Source organism: Paenarthrobacter sp. NPDC056912, from assembly GCF_042786555.1.
GTDB lineage: Bacteria > Actinomycetota > Actinomycetes > Actinomycetales > Micrococcaceae > Arthrobacter.
In genome coordinates, this window is the sequence record NZ_JBHUCD010000018.1 from 98,254 (window position 1) to 115,949 (window position 17,696).

Sequence of the window (17,696 nt, forward strand, 5' to 3'; positions counted from 1 at the left end):
CTAGAGAGCCAAGCAGGGCAAGGGAGCAAGGCGCAGACGTCGCCTGTGGATCATCTGGCAAGCGCATCCGCGAAGAAGGCCAAATAACGGTTCTCATCGTGGGTTACGTGCTGTTGACCTTACTGTTGGCCACCATGGTCATGGCCGCATCCGCGGTGTACCTCGAGCACAAGAAGCTGTTGTCCCTGGCTGACGGAGCGGCGCTCGCTGCGGCGGATTCCTTTCTGGTGGGAGACCTCGGGGGAGGAGCTGTTCCGACCGCCCCGCTGGTGGACGAACGGGTGCTTGGGGCTACCCGCTCTTATCTGGCCGATAGTGGTGCCTTCACCCGTCACGATCAGTTGGTCGTTGGGGTCGGAACCGGGAGTGAGCCCGGCGGAACGGCGGTGGTGGTTCTTAGGGCAGTCGCCCACCCGCCGGTCATCAGTTTCCTTTTGCCGGAGGGGATCGTGCTTGAGGCCACGTCAACCGCGCGGTCCAGGCTGACCCAGTAGAGGTCCACGGGATGCGATTGTTGCGTCGCCGTCGGGGGAGTCCGATGGATAGCGTAGGCTTGAATGACCATGGCTGAGATTGATTTTCCCGCAGAAATCCGCGCGCTTCGCGCAACTTACAGCTCCATCGAGAACGTCACCGATGTTGATGCTTTGAAGGCTGAGATCGCCGAACTCAGCGAGCAGGCGGGGGCTCCTGACCTTTGGGACGATCCTGCTTCCGCCCAAGTGGTGACGTCCCGGTTGTCGCATCGACAGTCGGAAGTTGAACGTCTCTCAAAGCTTGCTTCCCGAATCGACGATCTCGAAGTGCTCGTGGAACTCGGCCAGGATGAGGGCGACGAAGCCTCCATGGCAGAAGCTGCCAAAGAACTGACATCAATTCGCAAGGCCTTGGCCGAACTCGAAGTCGTTACGCTTCTGTCCGGCGAATACGACGAACGCGAAGCCGTGGTCACCATCAGGGCCGGGGCTGGCGGCGTTGATGCTGCCGATTTCGCGGAGATGCTGATGAGGATGTACCTGCGGTGGGCTGAACGCCATGGCTACCCCACCACTGTGATGGATACGTCCTATGCCGAAGAAGCCGGCCTGAAATCTGCCACTTTTGAAGTGAAGGCACCGTACGCTTTCGGCACCTTGAGCGTCGAAGCCGGTACCCACCGGCTTGTTCGCATCAGTCCTTTCGATAATCAGGGGCGCCGTCAGACGTCCTTCGCGGCTGTTGAAGTTATTCCGCTGATTGAACAGACGGACTCGGTCGAGATTCCGGACAATGAAATCCGGGTGGACGTTTTCCGTTCCTCGGGACCCGGCGGCCAATCCGTCAACACCACCGACTCCGCCGTGCGTTTGACCCACATCCCCACGGGCATTGTGGTGTCGATGCAGAATGAAAAATCACAGCTTCAGAACCGGGCCGCGGCCATGCGCGTGCTGCAGTCCCGATTGCTGCTGGTTAAGAAGGAACAACAGGACGCTGAAAAGAAAGCTCTGGCCGGTGACGTCAAGGCGTCCTGGGGCGACCAGATGCGCTCCTACGTGCTCAATCCGTACCAAATGGTCAAGGACCTGCGAACGGAGCACGAGGTAGGCAATACGTCAGCCGTTCTGGACGGCGACATTGATGACTTCATCGACGCCGGCATCCGCTGGCGTACGGGCAACCGTAACGCCGCAGCCAGCTAGGGGTATTGCCGGTGCCGCAGGGCACTCGGATTCTGCGACACGCCTGTGCAAGCCCCTGAATCCCGGCCTGCCCGTGCGTATAGTCGAGAGGCCGGTGCTCTCACTTCCCACATCGAAAGCCCGCGCTCCGGCTGTTGGACTGCGCGACCATGTCACGTCCGGCGGGGTTCTAAAGGGCCATGATCAGATTTGAGAATGTCACCAAGGTCTACGAGCAGAACGCCCGACCGGCGCTGGACTCCGTAAGCCTTGAGATCAACCGTGGTGAATTCACTTTCCTCGTGGGCGCCTCGGGCTCAGGCAAGTCCACCTTCCTGCGGTTGATCCTGAAGGAAGACAAAGCTTCCTCCGGGTCCGTCTACGTAGCCGGCCAGAACGTAGCCAACATCTCCAGTTGGCGTGTCCCGAAGCTCCGACGCGGGATCGGTGTTGTCTTCCAGGACTTCCGCCTGCTTCCGCAGAAAAACGTCTTCGCCAACGTTGCTTTCGCAATGCAGGTCATCGGCAAGAGCCGCTCCATCATCCGAGAGACAGTTCCCGAGGTCCTGAAGACCGTGGGCCTGGAGGGCAAGGAACGCCGAATGCCCCACGAACTTTCAGGTGGCGAGCAGCAGCGTGTAGCTATTGCCCGCGCTGTGGTGAATCGTCCCGGCATCCTGCTCGCGGACGAACCGACTGGAAACCTGGATCCCATTACCTCCATGGGCATCATGGGTGTCCTGGACAAGATCAACCAGAACGGCACCACTGTAGTCATGGCAACCCACGACGACGACATTGTCAATGAAATGCGGCGCCGCGTGGTGGAACTCAAGAACGGCAAGGTCATCCGCGACGAAGCCAAGGCGCTGTACACCTCAATGATTCCCGTGGTTGGCGAATCGCGCAGGCTGAAGGATGCCAGCGGCGAGGAACTGGATCGCGCGCAGGGGGCACAGCTGTGAGGCTCTTGTTTATCCTGGGGGAGATTGGCAGTGGCCTGCGCCGCAACCTGTCCATGGTGATTTCCGTCGTTTTGGTGACTTTTGTTTCCCTGACGTTCGTTGGTGCGGCCGGAATGCTGCAAATGCAGATCAATCAGATGAAGGGGTTCTGGTACGACAAAGTCCAGGTAGCCGTCTTCCTCTGCAATGACGGTTCGACGGCGGTTGGTTGCGCTTCAGGGCCGGCCACGAAGGAGCAGCAAGCCAACCTTCAGGCGATGCTCGAATCTCCGGCAGTCAAGCAGTACATCAACGATTTCCAGTTCGAATCACAGGCCGAGGCCTACACGCACTTCAAGGAACAGTTCTCCAACTCGCCCATTGTTGATTCCGTGTCCGAGGACCAACTGCCGGCCTCATTCCGGATCAACATGAAGAACCCGGAAAAGTACCAGATCATCAGCGAAACGTTCTCCTCCCAGCCTGGAGTCGAGACGGTCAGCGACCAGAGACAGGTGCTGGAACGGATCTTCTCCTGGATGAATGGAGCTTCGGTGGCAGCCATGGGCGTGGCCGCGGTGATGATTTTTTGTGCGGTGCTGCTTATCACCACTACGATCCGGCTCTCGGCGTTTAGCCGGCGACGTGAAACAGGCATCATGCGGCTGGTCGGCGCCTCCAAAACGGTCATTCAATTGCCCTTCATCTTGGAAGGCGTCATCGCCGCCGTCGTTGGAGCTCTCCTGGCTTCCGTCACTTTATGGCTCATGGCGCACTTCTGGCTTAACGGCGACCTGTCCAAGCAGTTCCTGAACACTCCGTTCATTTCCTCTACCCAAGTCCTGGTAATAGCCCCGGTGCTTATTGCCCTTGGCGGTGGCTTGGCCGGCATATCCTCGTTGCTGACCCTCCGGCGCTACTTGAAGGTCTAGGAATGAACCACTGGACTCAACGAACAACCCTCCTGACAAGCGAAAAGGATTCCTGATGACCACGTTGGACCCGAACTCCCTGCGTCGGCGCCTGGCGTCCGGCCAAGCTCGGATTCTTGGCGCTGTTTTGGCTGTCGGTCTGGCTGTGAGTCTCTTGTCGGGCGTGCCTGCTGCCCAGGCAGACAACCTCGATGACCAGCAGGCTGCGCTGGAAGCAGAAGCTGCCCGGGTCCAGGCGTCCCTTGAGTTCGTGGACTCGAACATTGCGAAGGCCGCTGGGGATCTTGTGATCTACCAAGGCCGGCTCCCGGGTGCGCAACAGGCTCTGCTGGAGGCGCAGGGGCGCGTGGCGAGCGCTGTCAAGGAAGTCGAGGCCCTGGCTGCCAGAGTGGAGCTTGCCCAGCAGAACAAGGCAAAGATCACCGAACAGTTTGAGAGCGACAAGCAAAAGATCACCGACACCAAAAAGCTGATCGGGCAGATCGCTTCACAGGCTTACAAGTCCGGAGGCGTGCCAACCAACATCGCCCTCTTGTTCGGATCCAACGAGAACGGCAGCCTGACTGAGTCCATGGATTTGGCTGACCAGGCAATGCGCAGCCAGAACGCGGCGATGACGAAGCTGACCCAGCAGAACGCTACCAACGTTAACTCTCAGGCAAGGCTCGTTGCTGTTGAAGAGGAAATCCAGGATCTGAAGGCGAAAGCCGATGCTGCGCTGGAACGTGAAAAGTCAGCAAGGGACGAGGCGGCCAGCAAGAAGGCCGAAGTCGACAAGCTGATCGAAGACACGACGCGTCTTAACGGACAACTTCAGGCCGCCAAGCCGGGCATTGAAGCCAACCTGGCGAGGGTCAAATCCGAGCAGGACTCAGTTGCCGCAGAAATTGTTGAGCGCGACCGCAAACTAAGGGAAGCCTGGGAAGCAGAGCAGCGCCGTCTCGCCGCGGAGGCTGCAGCAGCCGCGGCTGCCGCCGCCGCTGCACAGGGCAGGCCGGCGCCCCCGGAAGCCCCGTATGTTCCGCCTGCAACGGGTTCGCCGTCTGCCTTCGGGTTGCGCCATCCGTTCGCCAGCCAGGTACCCATCACGTCGGGATTCGGCTGGCGTGCGACGCCGCCTGGAACCATCGACTTCTACGGTACTGGCGGTTACATGCACACGGGCATCGACTTCGGAGCAGCTTGTGGAACTCCGGTCTACGCTGCCGCAGCGGGCGAAGTCTTCAACTCCGGCTGGAACTCGGCCGATGGTGGCGGCTGGCGGGTGAAGTTGTCCCATGGCGTCGTTCAAGGAAACTCCCTGACCACCATCTACTACCACAACAGCAGCATCGTGGTGGCGAATGGTCAGCAGGTTTCGGCTGGACAGTTGATCGCCTACTCCGGCAGCACAGGCAATTCCACCGGTTGCCATGCCCACTTCGAAACCTGGCTCAACGGCGTCGCAGTTGACCCCATGACGCTGCTCTAGCGCACCGAGCGGACGCCGCGCTGGCGTACACTGGTTCAAATCCGTATCTATCAAGGAGTTCTACCGTGCCCAAGGAAAGTGGCCGTAAGGTAGTGGCCACCAATCGGAAGGCCCGGCATAACTACCATGTCCTGGATACCTATGAGGCCGGCATCGCTCTCATGGGAACAGAAGTGAAGTCCCTCCGTGAGGGCCATGCCTCCATGGTGGATGGCTTTTGTACCTTCTACAATGACGAGCTGTGGATGGAGGGCATCCACATCCCCGAGTATCACCAGGGGAGCTGGACCAACCATGCCGCCCGCCGGCGTCGTAAGCTTTTGCTCCATCGTGACGAACTGGACAAGATCTCACAGAAGATCCGCGAGTCAGGCTTCACTGTGGTGCCCCTTCAGCTTTACTTCCTGGACGGCAGGGCCAAAGTGGAGATCGCCATCGCCCGCGGCAAGAAGGACTATGACAAGCGGCAGACCCTGCGTGAGCAGCAGGACAAGCGCGAATCACTGCGTGAACTGCGGGAACGCAACCGCCGTTAGGCCGTGCGCCGTGTTCGGGGAATGATCTCCCGGATGCATGCGTTATGATGAATAGTCCGGCAGGGATTTCGAGTATTCGATCCGCCTGCCGGGTTTGGTAACAAAATACGGGGATGATCGGTTTCGACGATGTTAGTCGCGACAGGTGAAGCGGGCCGAGGATGCAGAATTATCTCGTAAACGCTGTCTGCAAACCAATAAGTGCCGAATCTAAGCGCACTGACTTCGCTCTCGCTGCCTAAGCAGTAAGACAGTCCGTCAGCCCGGGGATGCTATCGCCCCGGTTCCTGGCGTCATTTAGATAGCCACTGCTGTTTGCCTTCGTCATTGAGGTAAACGGGACTCTTAGATGACTGGGCCCGGATCAGCTACCTGTTTGCAGGATGGCTGGGGCCGAGAAAATCCGACGCAAACTGCGCCCGGAGAAGCCCTGACAAAACGACATCGGACGGGGGTTCAATTCCCCCCATCTCCACCCTGGAAAGCCCTCGGATCCTTGTGATCCGGGGGCTTTCTTCGTGCCCGACAGGACGTTTCCACGTTCACCCACGGCGTACCGTAATCCGGACTAGCTGATCGATGCCGGCCGTTGTATGAGATAGGCACTTAGCTCAGCCCAGCTAACACAGCACAGGGCACTGGGACGGTGCAGGTACAGCGTTGGCAGGAGGCGCACGATGAGTACTGAGCCGGAGTTCGAACTGCCGGACCCAGATCCGCACCCGTGGCGGGATGAAGGTGGCGATGACGCACTGGACGCCTACTCCAAGGTGGTTGTCCGCGTGGCCGAGTCCGTCACTCCGCACGTTGCCGCCATCGAAATGACAAGCACCGGCCGCAATGGCAGGGTCCGCATGGGCAGTGGATCGGCAGTGGTTTTCACAGGAGATGGATTCATGCTGACCAACGCCCATGTCGTGGCGGGCATCCGGTCCGGAAGGGCGGTGTTCGCCGACGGCAAGCACACCGATGTGGAGCTGGTAGGCGCGGACCCGTTGTCAGATCTGGCGGTGGTGCGCGGTGTCAGGTCAACCCCGACGCCGGCCTTGTTGGGCAACGCCGAATCCTTGCGGGTGGGTCAGCTGGTGATAGCCGTAGGCAATCCGTTGGGGTTGGCGGGCTCGGTCACAGCCGGGGTAGTGAGTGGCCTGGGCAGGTCGATCCCTGTACGTGCCGGCGAGCACAGGCGAGTCATCGAGGACGTCATCCAAACCGACGCGGCCCTGAACCCGGGAAACTCCGGAGGCGCGTTGGCAGATACGCGTGGTCGCATCGTCGGGATCAACACCGCAGTGGCCGGACTCGGCCTTGGTCTCGCCATCCCTATTAACAGGACGACACAGCGGATCATCGCCTCGCTGCTGAAGGACGGACGGGTCCGGCGCGCCTACCTGGGGCTGGTGAGCACGCCGATCCCTCTCGACGCGAGTGCCGTGGTTCGGACTGGCCAGAGGGAGGGGCTGCGCGTTGTGGAGGTGATCCACGGCTCCCCGGCGGAACTGTCCGGGGTCCAACCGGCGGACATAGTGCTGCGGGCGCAAGGACGGGCCGTGTCCAGTGCGGAGAGCCTCCAGAAGCTCCTGTTCGAGGAAGCCATTGGGGAGCCTTTCCCGCTGACGGTACTGCGGGAGGGGCAAACGCTCCAGCTCATTGCAGTGCCATCTGAAATGAGCCAGCAACAGGGAGGCTAGCCCTTGTCCTCCCGGACGTCCACCACACCGATGAAGCGGCTGCCTATGCCGTCGAACTCACTGCGCACGTCGCCGAGGAAGAGGGTGGGTAGTTCGCTGTTGCGGTGGTGGCCGCAGAAAACAAACGAGAACTCGGGCCACCACTTTTTGGGGCGAATTGCCTCGGAGTACCCGCAGACCGCGCATGTCAGATGGACCCAGACGGGCCTTTTGCCTGTGCGGTTCGCGCGAGACTGCACCAACCATGCCGGGGGATTGTCCTGCAGGTCCTTCAGCTCTGCCTCGGTGAGCCGCGCCGGGATGCCGTGGCGTTGGGCCATTTCCATCGGTATATCAAGGGCCAATGCGGCATCACGTCTGCTAATCACCATCCAACGATACGGGACTTCCCGGGCGTAGGCTGTGCTCATGACTGACGCAGCGGCCCTGCTGCCGAGTTCGCCCCTCCAGAAACGCGTACTCGTCGTGGCAATCGTGGCCTCTTTCATCGCAATCCTCGATGGATTTGTGGTGAATCTCGCACTGCCGGCCATCGGCCGGGAACTGGGTGGTGGCCTGGTCATTCAGCAATGGGTGGTGGATGCGTATTTGCTGACGCTGGGTGCGCTGATCCTCGTGGCCGGATCACTCTCTGACCATTTCGGCCGGGCGCGGATTCTCGAATGGGGCTTGGCCGGCTTCACCGTGACGTCCGTGATGTGTGGGCTTGCATGGACCGGAGAGGTGCTGGTGGTGTCCCGCGCGCTCCAAGGCATCGCGGGCGCGCTCCTGGTACCGAGCTCCCTCGCCATGATCATTACGTCGTTCTCAGGTCCCGCCCAGTCAAAGGCGATCGGGCAATGGTCGGGATGGACCAGCGCTGCCGCAATCGTCGGGCCGCTGATCGGCGGCCTTTCGGTGGATATGCTCTCCTGGCGAGTCATCTTCTTTATCAACGTGATCCCGGCTGTTGCTATTTGGCCGGTGCTGGCCGGGCTCCGGGCCTCGGATGCGGCCAGGGACAGGAGCAAGAGAATTGACTACCTTGGCGCTTTCCTGGCCATGATCGGCCTGGGCGGGCCTGTGTATGCGTTTATTGAACAGGGCCGCCTGGGCTGGGGCAATCCTCAAGTCTGGGTGCCCCTGCTGGCAGGTGTTGCAGCGCTGGCCCTGTTCCTGATCCATGAGGCGAGGACTGCGGACCCCATGCTGCCGCTCAGGCTCTTCACCATCGGCAACTTTGCCTGGGGCAACGTGGCGACGCTGGCCATCTACGGCGGCATTTCCTTGGGGTTCTTTGTCCTTGGCATCTACTTGCAGCAGGTGGGTGGGATGGGCGCCACGGTCGCGGGTATTGCCCTGCTTCCGGGCACGATAATCCTGATGTTCAGTGCATCTTACTTTGGCGGGCTGGCCGGAAAGTATGGACCTCGCTGGTTCATGGCGGCGGGCCCGTTATTGTGCGCCGTGGGTTTCCTGATGTGCCTGTCCGTTCAGGAGCCGCTCAACTATTGGACGCAGGTGTTTCCGGGCCAGATTGTCTTCGGGATCGGTCTTGCGACGCTCGTTGCTCCCCTCACGGCGGCGATTCTTGGGGCGGTACCAACGGAGGAGGCTGGAATCGGTTCAGCCGTCAACAACGCCGTAGCCCGAATCGCGGGACTGATCTGCATTGCTTTTGCAGGACTCATCGTGGGACCGGTCTTCACGCGGCAAGGCCTCTACAATGCCTTGGTGGTGACAGCCGCGCTGTTCCTGGCAGGCGCAGTGGCGTCCGCCGTCGGAATCCGGAATCCGGTGCGGGGAGCGAAGGCTGCCGCGGGCGGCGAACCAGACACGGCGTCCGACGACGGCGGAGCGGCCGGACAGCACAGCTGACCTGGAGCGGCTCAACCGTCAGAGGGCGGGGAGTACGCAGCCTTCATGGATTTCGGCGCTGTATACCCAGAGAGCCGACGTTACCTCGTCCGCGAGATCGAACTCACGGCGGAGCGGGCCGCTGCCGATGCGGACTACCAATGCTCCGCCGAAGGGTTTGCGCCCCACTACTTCGACGGCGGCGTCCAACGTGATCTCCTCCGCCGCCAAGTAACGCAGAAGGTCCGGGTTTTCGTCGCTGATCCTGGTGATGCGCCCTGAGTGGCCTTGGTCCAGCTCGATCATGCGGTAGGCATGCGGCAGTTCCACTGAACCGTCGGCGGCGGGAATAGGATCGCCGTGCGGGTCGCGCACCGGATTGCCGAGCTTCGCTGACATCCGCTCAACAAAGGTATCGGACACCGCATGCTCCAGCATCTCGGCTTCGTCGTGGACTTCGTCCCAGCTGTAGCCGAGTTCCTCCACCAGGTAGGTCTCAATGAGGCGATGGCGCCGGACCATCGACAACGCTAGGCGCATGCCCTGCGGCGTCAACCTGATGGCACTGTAGGGCTGGTGGTCCACCAGTCCTTGGTCCTTGAGCTTGCGCACCATTTCCGACACCGACGAGTTGGCTACGCCCAACCGCTGCGCGAGCTGCGATGACGTGATGGGCTTGTCTTGCCACTCGGTATAGGAGTAGATGACCTTAACGTAGTCCTCAATCGAGGAGGAGGGCGTACTGGTCTTCACAATCCAAGCCTACCGTGGCCGGGCGCCGGGAATCCTCGTTGCGCGCCACGTCTGCGTCACGTATGGCAACTGGATGGTTTCGCCCGGCTGGTGCCCCAGGTGGTCGTGGAGGTACCACTCAAGGTTGCTGATGACTTTGGCCCGCGTGGCATCGTTGGCGCGGAGATAGTAGCTGCGGGACTTGGTCAGTTCCATGATGCCTTCAGGAGTCAGGGCGTCTTGCCAGCTGGTTACGTGACTTTCCAGGCCTGCGAACTCCGGTCCGATGACTGGCCGGAAGTCCGGTTTGTGGACGTCACCAGCATGCATGATGCGCGAGAGGCGGTGTACCCACGGAACAGAGGTGTCCAATTGATTCCAGATGAGGCCCAATACTCCCTCTGGTCGCAGGATCCGGGCGATTTCCGTGCTTGCTGTGAGGGGGTCGCACCAGTGCCACGCCTGGGCAACGCTGACGACGTCGAATGCTGAGTCCGCCAGTCCTGTTGCCTCGGCGGTGCCTTCCAGTGCAGTGACGCGTGGAAAGGACTTCCGCAATTGCTCCAGCATGTCTGCCGAAGGGTCGACAGCTGTGACCTCGAGTCCGCGCTCCACGAGAAGGCCTGTGAACTTGCCGGTCCCTGCACCGATGTCCGCGGCAGTCCTCGCTTCCGACGGCAAAAGCCAACCGGCGGAGTCGCGAGGATACCCGGGGCGCACCAAATGGTAGTGCTCTCCGCCGTCCTGGAAGCTCTGACCGAGCTCATGCCGGCGGTTGGCATGAAGTTTTGGTCCTCCTGGACCGGCCTGACCGCCCGAAGTACCCAGGGAACCAATAGCCACGCACAAACTCCTTCACAGGGCCGCCAAAGATACCCTACGAATTTACCGCAGCTGGTGAATGAACAGGCCTCAGTCCACAGTGCAGGGCGCAGCGCCCGCCGTGCCGGGTGTGTTCGGAGCCCACTCCGGGTAGGTGCGATGATCGTTGGCGGGGACCCAGCGGCCTTCATCCACCACGTAGTCCCAGCCCAGCCCGGTGTGCTTGAGTTCCTCGATACCGGCAAGGAGCCTCGTAGCGTCCTCCAACCTCGAACCAACGCCAAAGCTGGCGCGCAGGGACCCGGACGGGAGCCCGAGGCGCTTCAGGAGCGGGTGGGCGCAGAAACGGCCGTCCCGGAGACCGATTCCGTGCTCGGCCGCCAGGTATGCGGCGACCAATCCAGCGTCGAAACCTTCAACAGAGAAGTTGACCACGCCAATGGTGTCCTCGGAATCGCTGAAGATCTGGTGGACGGTGACGCCGTCGATCGCCCGCAGTCCATCCACAAGGTACGAGCGGATGGAGGCCTCGTGGGCATGCCACGCATCCTCATCCAGCCCTGCCAGAACCTGGGTGGCACGGGCAAGCGTGGCTGCGCCCAAAACATTGGGGGAGCCGCCCTCGTGGCGGGCCGGTCCTGTGGCCCAGCTGACGGAGTCCAGGCGGGCCTCACGCACGGCTCCGCCGCCGGCCAAGTGGGGGGGTCCTGCGTCAAGCCAATCCGGCCGGCCAACAACAACGCCTGCACCGAAGGGTGCATAGAGCTTGTGGCCGGAGAAAACAACGTAGTCGACGTCGGCCTCGGCGATGTTGATCCGGCGGTGCGGAGCGAGCTGGGCCGCGTCCACCACAATCCGTGCCCCGTATTCGTGGGCCAACGACGCCAGCTGTGCGATGGGCAGGATTTCGCCGGTTACGTTGGAAGCGCCCGTTATGGCGAGCAGCGACACGCCGCCCTCGCTGAGCTCCGCACGAAGGTTCTCCAAGGTGGCCGCCAGTGTTGGGGCCGCAATGACGCTGCGGTGCGGTACACCCTGCCAGGGAAGAAGGTTGGCGTGGTGCTCAATATCCAGGTAAAGGACCTCGCCGGTGTTCTGTCCGTTGACCTGGGGAAGGCACCCGGCCAGCAGGTTCAAGGAGTCCGTGGTGTTGCGGGTGAAGATGACGGAATCGTCCGCCCTGCCGCCGACGAACTCCCGGACGATGTTTCGGGAGTTCTCGTACACCGAGGTGCTGATCTGGGACGCGTAGCCGGCGCCGCGGTGGACGCTGGCGTAGTACGGAAGAACTTCGTTCAGATAGGCCGACACAATGGTCAACGCAGGTGCCGAAGCACCGTAGTCGAGATTGGCATAGCGAACGTGGCCGCCCTGAATCAGGGGCGCCTGCAGTTCCGCGCCAGTGACTGCGGCCAGCGGCCGCGAGGCGGCGGCTGCCTGTGCGGAGGACGGCCTGGTGTTTGAGTTTAACGTGACAGTGCTCATGGGACCTCACTCAAGAGGGACCCCCGCAGGGGATCCGCGCTTGCCGTATCCGTTCCGGACCGGCCAGGTCGTCACCCGGGGCACCCCACCGCGAATGGAGGGTTGCCGGCCAGCAAACCGGGGTTTAGCGCTGGCACTCGTGACCTGTAAAGAGGTTAGGGCACCTCCGACGCTCCCTCCAAAGCCGCCAGGTTTTGTTAAGCACATTGTTACGGAGAATGGCGGGCAGTCGTTTCGTCGAATAAAAGACGGCGGGTGCCTCCCAAAGGAGGCACCCGCCGTCGAAAATTCGCCAAAACTGTCCAGAAGTGTGCAGGCTGGATTACATCAGAGGAGGTCGTCCAAGGCGGGGTTGAGCCGCTTGAGGACCTCGGAATGCAGGATGGAGTTCGTCGCCAGGGCATTGCCGCCGAAGGGGCCGTCTTCGCCCTCCAGGGACGTGAAGCGACCGCCTGCCTCCGTAACGATGGGGACCAGCGCTGCCATGTCATAGAGGTTCAGCTCCGGCTCGCAGGCGATGTCCACGGCACCCTCGGCCACCAGGCAATAGGACCAGAAGTCACCGTAGGCGCGCGTGCGCCAGATGTCCTCGGTGAGCCCCATGAATTCATCCAGGTTGCCGCGCTCCTTCCAACCCGAAAGGCTCGAGTAGGACATCGAGGCGTCTGCCAGGCGCGAGACATTGGAAACTTTGAGTCGGGTGGCCGATGCCAGGGAACGGCCCATGTAGGCGCCCATTTCCTTGGCGGCCCACCAGCGCTTGCCCAATGCGGGCGCGCTGACCACACCCACAACGGGCTCTCCTTCGTCCACGAGGGCGATCAATGTGGCCCACACCGGAACCCCGCGGACAAAGTTCTTGGTGCCATCGATGGGGTCGATAATCCAGCGACGCGAGCCGTGCCCGCTGCTCCCGAACTCCTCGCCGAGGACGGCGTCACGGGGACGAGAGCGTGATAACTGCCCGCGGATCGCTTCCTCGGCGGCCTTGTCGGCGTCCGTGACGGGTGTGAGGTCAGGCTTGGTTTCGATCTGCAGGTCCAGTGCCTTGAATCGGTCCATGGTCTGGGCATCGACGGAATCGGCGAGGACGTGAGCCAGTCGCAGGTCATCGTTGTAGCTGGAAACGGGTCGGGTCATGCCACCAAACTATCCTGAAACGATCCCCGCAGTGGGGACGTGAAGCGGCAACGATCAGTTGACAGTGCCCAGCTCCTTGGCCTCTTTGGCTTCCAGCCTCGGGTCGGCACCCAGCAAACGGCGCAGGGAAGCAAGCCGCGGTACGCCTGAAGGCCCCGCGTGGCCCGCGTTCACCCAGGCGTCCAGGCCGCAATTGATGGCGGTGGCATCGTGCTTGCAGCCGCGGTCGCACGCTTCGGTGCCGGGTTCGAGGTCAGGGAATGAGCGCAGGATCCGGTCCGGATCGACGTGCGCCAAGCCGAAGGAACGTATGCCGGGGGTATCGATGATCCAGCTGCCGGACGGTGCATCGGCCAGCTTCAGGGCCAGCGCGGAGGATGAGGTGTGCCGCCCACGCCCTGTTACGGCGTTGACGCCGCCCGTGGCCCGCTCAGCGCCTGTCAGCGCGTTGACCATGGTGGACTTGCCGACCCCGGAGTGGCCGAGCATGACAGTCACTTTGCCGTCGAGGTGGGCGCGGAGTTGGGACACTGCGTCTCTGTCCAACCGGGCGGACAGTCCGTCGTCCGAGCGGGCATCGATACCGGAAGCCTCGGCATCGGCCGTCCGGCTGATGATCACAGGGAAGTCCAGGCTGAGGTAGTTGGCAAGCAGTTCCGCCGGATCCTTGACGTCCGCTTTGGTGATCAGCAGCAATGGTTCGATGCCGGCGTCGTAGGCTGCCACGAGTGCCCGGTCGATGAATCCGGTGCGCGGTTCTGGATTGGCCGCCGCAACAACCACCACGAGCTGGTCGGCATTTGCCACGACCACGCGTTCGATGGGATCTGTGTCGTCGGCGCTTCGGCGGAGGAGGGTTTTGCGCTCCTCAACTCGGACCAGCCGGGCGAGTGTATCCGGGGAGCCGGAGACATCACCCACCAAGGCGACGAAATCGCCAGGGACCACCGGATTTCGCCGCAGCTCACGGGCGCGCGCGGCAATGACGATGCGCTCGTCCGCTGAGTCTTCTCCGACAATTGCCCTGTAGCGTCCACGGTCCACGGTGATGATCCGCCCGATGACGGCATCATCATGGCTGGGACGATCTTTGGTCCTGGGCCTTGAGCCCTTCTTGTTGGGACGGATCCGGACATCGGACTCATCCCAGGAGCGTGCGTCGCGGCCCATCGTCAGTTGCTTGCCTCGTCGACGCCAATTGAATCAAGCAAGCCGGCCCAGATTTCGGGGAACTCGGGCATGGTCTTGGACGTCGTGGCAATGTCCTCCACCTGCACGCCCTTGACGGCGAGTCCCAGGATGGCGCCTGCAGTGGCCATGCGGTGGTCGGCGTAGCTGTGCACAGTACCGCCATGCAGTGTGGCCGGGCGGATGACGAGCCCGTCCGCGGTCTCCTCCGCGTCACCTCCAAGCCGATTGATTTCAGCAACCAATGCGGCGAGCCGATCAGTTTCGTGCCCGCGCAGGTGGGCGATGCCGGTTAGCCGTGAAGGGCCCGTGGCGAGCGCACACAACGCTGCAACGGTGGGTGCGAGTTCGCTTGTTTCGTCGAAGTCGGCGCCCTTGATCTCCGGCCCGCCGGTCACGGTCAGTGTTCCCTTGTCAAGGGAGACGCTTGCTCCCATGGCAGCGAGGATGCTGCGCCAAAGGTCACCCACTTGGGTAGTGCCTGTTGGCCAGTTGGGAATGCGGACGGTACCCCTCGTGGCCAAGGCGGCCGCAAGGAAAGGGCCGGCGTTGGAAAGGTCCTGCTCAATCCGCTGGTCGAAGGCCCGGATGGTTCCGGGGGACACGCGCCAGTGGTTGGGCACGGAGTCATCCACCGTCACCCCGACGCTGCGGAGAACCGACACGGTCATGGTGATGTGGTCCAGGCTCGGAACAGGTTTGCCGACGTGCTCCAGATGCAGGCCTTCGGTAAACCGGGCACCCACCAGCAGCAGTGCTGAGACGAATTGCGATGAGGCGCTGGCATCAATCACCAGATGTCCGCCGCGGACCTCGCCGGTGCCGTTAACAGTGAATGGAAGAGCCGACGGCGTCGCGCCGCCTTCGGCACCCACCGGAACGCCGAGCGCGATCAGGGCTTCGATAATGGTTCCCATCGGCCGGTTGCGTGCGTGGGGGTCACCGTCGAAGACAGTGGCGCCATTGCGCATCGCCGCCAGCGGCGGAACGAACCTCATCACAGTGCCGGCCAAACCGCAGTCAATGGCAGTCTCTGCGCTGGAGGCGGCCGGGTCCATGGGCGTGATCTCAAGGTCAGGACCGTAGTCGCCGTCCCCGGGGATCTCCGTGACGGTGGCGCCCAGTTGCCTGAGTGCCTGGACCATGAGGGCCGAGTCGCGCGAATGCAGTGGAGCCCTCAGGCGCGACGGGCCGTCCGCCAAAGCAGCCAGCACCAGGAAGCGGTTGGTCAGGGACTTTGAGCCGGGTACCGTGACCGTTGCGTCCACCGGCCCCTCGGCAAAAGGGGCCGGCCACAGGGGAAGTGCGGTGGTGGCGGCGTTTGCTGCGGTGGTACCTGTCATGCGTCCTTATGCTCCAACTGCGTTGTCAACGGCCTTGCGTACTGCTTTGTCCGTGCGTTTGATCTGCTTGCCCGTGGCCTTCTTGGCGTCAGCGGCCAAGTGCTCCGCCCGCCAGGCCAACCCCGGACGGCCTTCGGTATCAACGGACGCCAGAAGTACGCCGCCCGTCAGGGATATGTTCTTGAGGAGTTGTGCCTTGCGGGCGCTCCTGCCTTCTTTCGTGCTGATGTCGGCCGAGCGCCACTCAACATAGGAATTCAGGGCGGATGTCAGGGCAAGTACAGTGGCCGCGAATCGGGAGACCTTGCCAAGTCCGAGCAATGCTCCGGCACCCAATTGCGCGCCTCCGATGACGCGCGCCAAGGTCTTCTCGTCAGTCTTGAAGGGGAGCGACTCCGAGGCCCGGCGCAGGATTGGCGATAACTGCTTGGCGGTGTCGTCCGCATTCCTGAGCTTGTCCAGACCTGCTACGACGAAGCTGGACGCGAGCATAGGTCGCGCGAGAAAACGGATAACAGACATGTCTTGCCTCCTGGATGGCTTGCCACACTATTCGATGAGTGTTGTGTTCACGGGGTGCAGTCTGCTCTAGTCTTGCACTTTTGCGGAATATTTACCCGGCGACAGCCGTTGTGAACGTCAGGTGCGGTGGAGACCGGACCGCGGCAATGGTGTTGCCGCCTCGCTGAACGGAGTTGGTTTTTTGACTTTGGTTAAGGACCGCGCGGTCCTGCTGGAGCCCGGATACGGTACACAGCCGGTTTCCCGGAAGCTGACAGTAGACTTGGCAACGATGAGCACCATTGAACCGGCCGCAGCGGCCATGTATGAAGCAGCCGGCGGGGATGACGCCGCGGCGGCCGACGTCGACGTCTCAACAGAAACCCCCGAACAGCGGCGGGCGCGCTTTGAGCGCGACGCCATGCAGTACGTGGATCAGTTGTACTCGGCCGCGATGAGGATGGCCAGGAATCCGTCGGACGCTGAGGACCTCGTTCAAGAGGCCTACACCAAAGCGTTTTCGGCGTTCCACCAGTACAAGCCGGGCACGAACCTCAAGGCCTGGTTGTACCGCATCCTGACCAACACCTACATCAACCTCTATCGGAAGCGGCAGCGCGAACCGTTGCAGTCCAACTCGGACACGATCGAGGATTGGCAGCTGGCCAAGGCAGAGTCGCATACGTCCGCGGGCCTACGGTCCGCAGAGGCCGAGGCCTTGGACCACTTGCCGGACTCCGACGTCAAGAACGCGCTGCAGGCCATTCCGGAGGAATTCCGGTTGGCGGTCTACTTTGCCGACGTCGAAGGCTATGCGTACAAGCAGATTTCAGAGATTATGAACACCCCGATCGGCACGGTCATGTCGCGGTTGCACCGCGGCAGGAAGATGCTGCGGGACATGCTGGCGGATTATGCCGCTGAACGGGGCTTCAGGGCCCATACCGAAGATCAGGCCGCGGCCGGAAGCAACAATCAGGAGAAAGAGAAATGAGCGACTGCCAAGGATTGGGCGATTGCGACGATACGCGGATGCAGCGGATCTATGAATACCTCGACGGCGCTTTGACCCGCGAGGACCTCACGGAGATCAAGCATCACCTCGATACGTGCGAGGAATGTGCCGAGCAGTATGACCTTGAGTGCCTGATTCGCACCATGGTTAAGCGTTCGTGCACCGAATCGGCCCCGGAAAACCTCAAGAATTCCATTCTCGACAGGATTCACTCCATCAAGCCTGTGGATGCCTGATCCACCTTTTGCTTTGACGCTGCCTGATCCAACCGGGCAATAACGCCAAAGGCCCCGGAAACCGTAAAGTCTTGGGTTCTAGCGGTCGTTGCAACACCCAGAATTTTTGGGAGTTGCAACGACCGTGTCTCGTTTAAGCGGTGCTTCGTCAGGCCTGAATCGG

At 61.9% G+C, this 17,696-nt stretch carries 18 protein-coding genes, 1 other RNA gene and 1 riboswitch; of the genes, 11 read left to right on the plus strand and 8 right to left on the minus strand.

The genetic code is table 11. From position 1 onward, the window contains the following. Positions 1-83: 83 nt before the first annotated feature. From ACFRJ9_RS18465 to ACFRJ9_RS18500, 8 genes are all read left to right on the plus strand, one after another. Positions 84-494: a pilus assembly protein TadG-related protein gene (locus ACFRJ9_RS18465; protein ID WP_377670936.1), complete on the plus strand. Its 411-nt coding sequence runs from the start codon at positions 84-86 to the stop codon at positions 492-494. Positions 495-563: 69 nt separating this feature from the next. Then, positions 564-1,682 carry a peptide chain release factor 2 gene (gene prfB, locus ACFRJ9_RS18470; protein WP_377670894.1) on the plus strand — a complete coding sequence of 373 codons (1,119 nt, stop codon included), beginning with the start codon at positions 564-566 and terminating at the stop codon, positions 1,680-1,682. A gap of 179 nt (positions 1,683-1,861) precedes the next feature. Next, positions 1,862-2,626, plus strand: coding sequence for a cell division ATP-binding protein FtsE (gene ftsE, locus ACFRJ9_RS18475; protein WP_377670897.1), 765 nt, complete (start codon positions 1,862-1,864; stop codon positions 2,624-2,626). After that, positions 2,623-3,537, plus strand: a complete 915-nt coding sequence (ftsX, locus tag ACFRJ9_RS18480) for a permease-like cell division protein FtsX (RefSeq protein WP_377670899.1) — start codon at positions 2,623-2,625, stop codon at positions 3,535-3,537. Before ftsE ends, ftsX begins: the two co-directional genes overlap by 4 nt. Before the next feature lie 55 nt (positions 3,538-3,592). Then, positions 3,593-5,008: a peptidoglycan DD-metalloendopeptidase family protein gene (locus ACFRJ9_RS18485; protein ID WP_377670902.1), complete on the plus strand. Its 1,416-nt coding sequence runs from the start codon at positions 3,593-3,595 to the stop codon at positions 5,006-5,008. Positions 5,009-5,073: 65 nt separating this feature from the next. Beyond that, positions 5,074-5,544: an SsrA-binding protein SmpB gene (gene smpB, locus ACFRJ9_RS18490; protein WP_017198498.1), complete on the plus strand. Its 471-nt coding sequence runs from the start codon at positions 5,074-5,076 to the stop codon at positions 5,542-5,544. Between the two features lie 109 nt (positions 5,545-5,653). Further along, positions 5,654-6,022: a transfer-messenger RNA gene (gene ssrA, locus ACFRJ9_RS18495) on the plus strand. Between the two features lie 199 nt (positions 6,023-6,221). After that, the gene (locus tag ACFRJ9_RS18500; RefSeq protein ID WP_377670904.1) at positions 6,222-7,235 is read left to right on the plus strand and encodes a S1C family serine protease; all 1,014 of its coding nucleotides are present in this window, start codon (positions 6,222-6,224) and stop codon (positions 7,233-7,235) included. On the opposite strand, the gene ACFRJ9_RS18505 is transcribed toward ACFRJ9_RS18500, so the two are convergent. Next, positions 7,232-7,606, minus strand: a complete 375-nt coding sequence (locus ACFRJ9_RS18505; protein WP_377670907.1) for a hypothetical protein — start codon at positions 7,604-7,606, stop codon at positions 7,232-7,234. The genes ACFRJ9_RS18500 and ACFRJ9_RS18505 overlap by 4 nt on opposite strands. Before the next feature lie 31 nt (positions 7,607-7,637). Here ACFRJ9_RS18505 and ACFRJ9_RS18510 point away from each other — a divergent pair, with 31 nt between their 5' ends. Next, a complete protein-coding gene (locus ACFRJ9_RS18510; protein ID WP_377670909.1) occupies positions 7,638-9,092 on the plus strand; it encodes an MFS transporter in 1,455 nt (484 codons plus the stop codon). Positions 9,093-9,110: 18 nt separating this feature from the next. On the opposite strand, the gene ACFRJ9_RS18515 is transcribed toward ACFRJ9_RS18510, so the two are convergent. The 7 genes from ACFRJ9_RS18515 to ACFRJ9_RS18545 form a co-directional block, all read right to left on the minus strand. Next, complete coding sequence (locus tag ACFRJ9_RS18515; RefSeq protein ID WP_377670911.1) at positions 9,111-9,824, minus strand: metal-dependent transcriptional regulator; 714 nt, start codon at positions 9,822-9,824, stop codon at positions 9,111-9,113. A gap of 9 nt (positions 9,825-9,833) precedes the next feature. Then, positions 9,834-10,646, minus strand: coding sequence for a class I SAM-dependent methyltransferase (locus ACFRJ9_RS18520; protein ID WP_377670913.1), 813 nt, complete (start codon positions 10,644-10,646; stop codon positions 9,834-9,836). Positions 10,647-10,715: 69 nt separating this feature from the next. Then, positions 10,716-12,110 carry an aminotransferase class V-fold PLP-dependent enzyme gene (locus ACFRJ9_RS18525; RefSeq protein ID WP_377670916.1) on the minus strand — a complete coding sequence of 465 codons (1,395 nt, stop codon included), beginning with the start codon at positions 12,108-12,110 and terminating at the stop codon, positions 10,716-10,718. A 31-nt stretch (positions 12,111-12,141) separates the two neighbouring features. Beyond that, positions 12,142-12,255, minus strand: a riboswitch (SAM riboswitch). Between the two features lie 182 nt (positions 12,256-12,437). After that, the gene (gene hisN / locus ACFRJ9_RS18530) at positions 12,438-13,250 is read right to left on the minus strand and encodes a histidinol-phosphatase (protein WP_377670918.1); all 813 of its coding nucleotides are present in this window, start codon (positions 13,248-13,250) and stop codon (positions 12,438-12,440) included. 54 nt (positions 13,251-13,304) lie between these two features. Further along, the gene (locus ACFRJ9_RS18535) at positions 13,305-14,420 is read right to left on the minus strand and encodes a ribosome small subunit-dependent GTPase A (RefSeq protein WP_377670921.1); all 1,116 of its coding nucleotides are present in this window, start codon (positions 14,418-14,420) and stop codon (positions 13,305-13,307) included. A gap of 2 nt (positions 14,421-14,422) precedes the next feature. After that, positions 14,423-15,781, minus strand: a complete 1,359-nt coding sequence (aroA, locus tag ACFRJ9_RS18540) for a 3-phosphoshikimate 1-carboxyvinyltransferase (protein ID WP_377670923.1) — start codon at positions 15,779-15,781, stop codon at positions 14,423-14,425. Between the two features lie 6 nt (positions 15,782-15,787). Continuing rightward, positions 15,788-16,303 (minus strand): DoxX family membrane protein, encoded by a 516-nt coding sequence (locus ACFRJ9_RS18545; RefSeq protein WP_377670925.1) that lies wholly within the window; start codon positions 16,301-16,303, stop codon positions 15,788-15,790. A gap of 271 nt (positions 16,304-16,574) precedes the next feature. On the opposite strand from ACFRJ9_RS18545, the gene ACFRJ9_RS18550 reads away from it, so the two are divergent. After that, positions 16,575-17,276, plus strand: coding sequence for a sigma-70 family RNA polymerase sigma factor (locus ACFRJ9_RS18550; protein WP_377670927.1), 702 nt, complete (start codon positions 16,575-16,577; stop codon positions 17,274-17,276). Beyond that, complete coding sequence (rsrA, locus tag ACFRJ9_RS18555) at positions 17,273-17,533, plus strand: mycothiol system anti-sigma-R factor (RefSeq protein WP_377670929.1); 261 nt, start codon at positions 17,273-17,275, stop codon at positions 17,531-17,533. The genes ACFRJ9_RS18550 and rsrA overlap by 4 nt, the downstream gene beginning before the upstream one ends. The last annotated feature ends 163 nt before the right edge of the window (positions 17,534-17,696 follow it).

Bases quoted from the DNA above. Each gene is read 5' to 3' on its own strand.
- prfB (WP_377670894.1), top strand. From the start codon at position 564: ATGGCTGAGATTGATTTTCCCGCAGAAATCCGCGCGCTTCGCGCAACT.
- ftsE (WP_377670897.1), top strand. From the start codon at position 1,862: ATGATCAGATTTGAGAATGTCACCAAGGTCTACGAGCAGAACGCCCGA.
- ACFRJ9_RS18485 (WP_377670902.1), top strand. From the start codon at position 3,593: ATGACCACGTTGGACCCGAACTCCCTGCGTCGGCGCCTGGCGTCCGGC.
- ACFRJ9_RS18500 (WP_377670904.1), top strand. From the start codon at position 6,222: ATGAGTACTGAGCCGGAGTTCGAACTGCCGGACCCAGATCCGCACCCG.
- ACFRJ9_RS18505 (WP_377670907.1), bottom strand. From the start codon at position 7,606: ATGGTGATTAGCAGACGTGATGCCGCATTGGCCCTTGATATACCGATG.
- ACFRJ9_RS18525 (WP_377670916.1), bottom strand. From the start codon at position 12,110: ATGAGCACTGTCACGTTAAACTCAAACACCAGGCCGTCCTCCGCACAG.
- hisN (WP_377670918.1), bottom strand. From the start codon at position 13,250: ATGACCCGACCCGTTTCCAGCTACAACGATGACCTGCGACTGGCTCAC.
- ACFRJ9_RS18535 (WP_377670921.1), bottom strand. From the start codon at position 14,420: ATGGGCCGCGACGCACGCTCCTGGGATGAGTCCGATGTCCGGATCCGT.
- aroA (WP_377670923.1), bottom strand. From the start codon at position 15,781: ATGACAGGTACCACCGCAGCAAACGCCGCCACCACCGCACTTCCCCTG.
- ACFRJ9_RS18545 (WP_377670925.1), bottom strand. From the start codon at position 16,303: ATGTCTGTTATCCGTTTTCTCGCGCGACCTATGCTCGCGTCCAGCTTC.
- ACFRJ9_RS18550 (WP_377670927.1), top strand. From the start codon at position 16,575: ATGAGCACCATTGAACCGGCCGCAGCGGCCATGTATGAAGCAGCCGGC.
- rsrA (WP_377670929.1), top strand. From the start codon at position 17,273: ATGAGCGACTGCCAAGGATTGGGCGATTGCGACGATACGCGGATGCAG.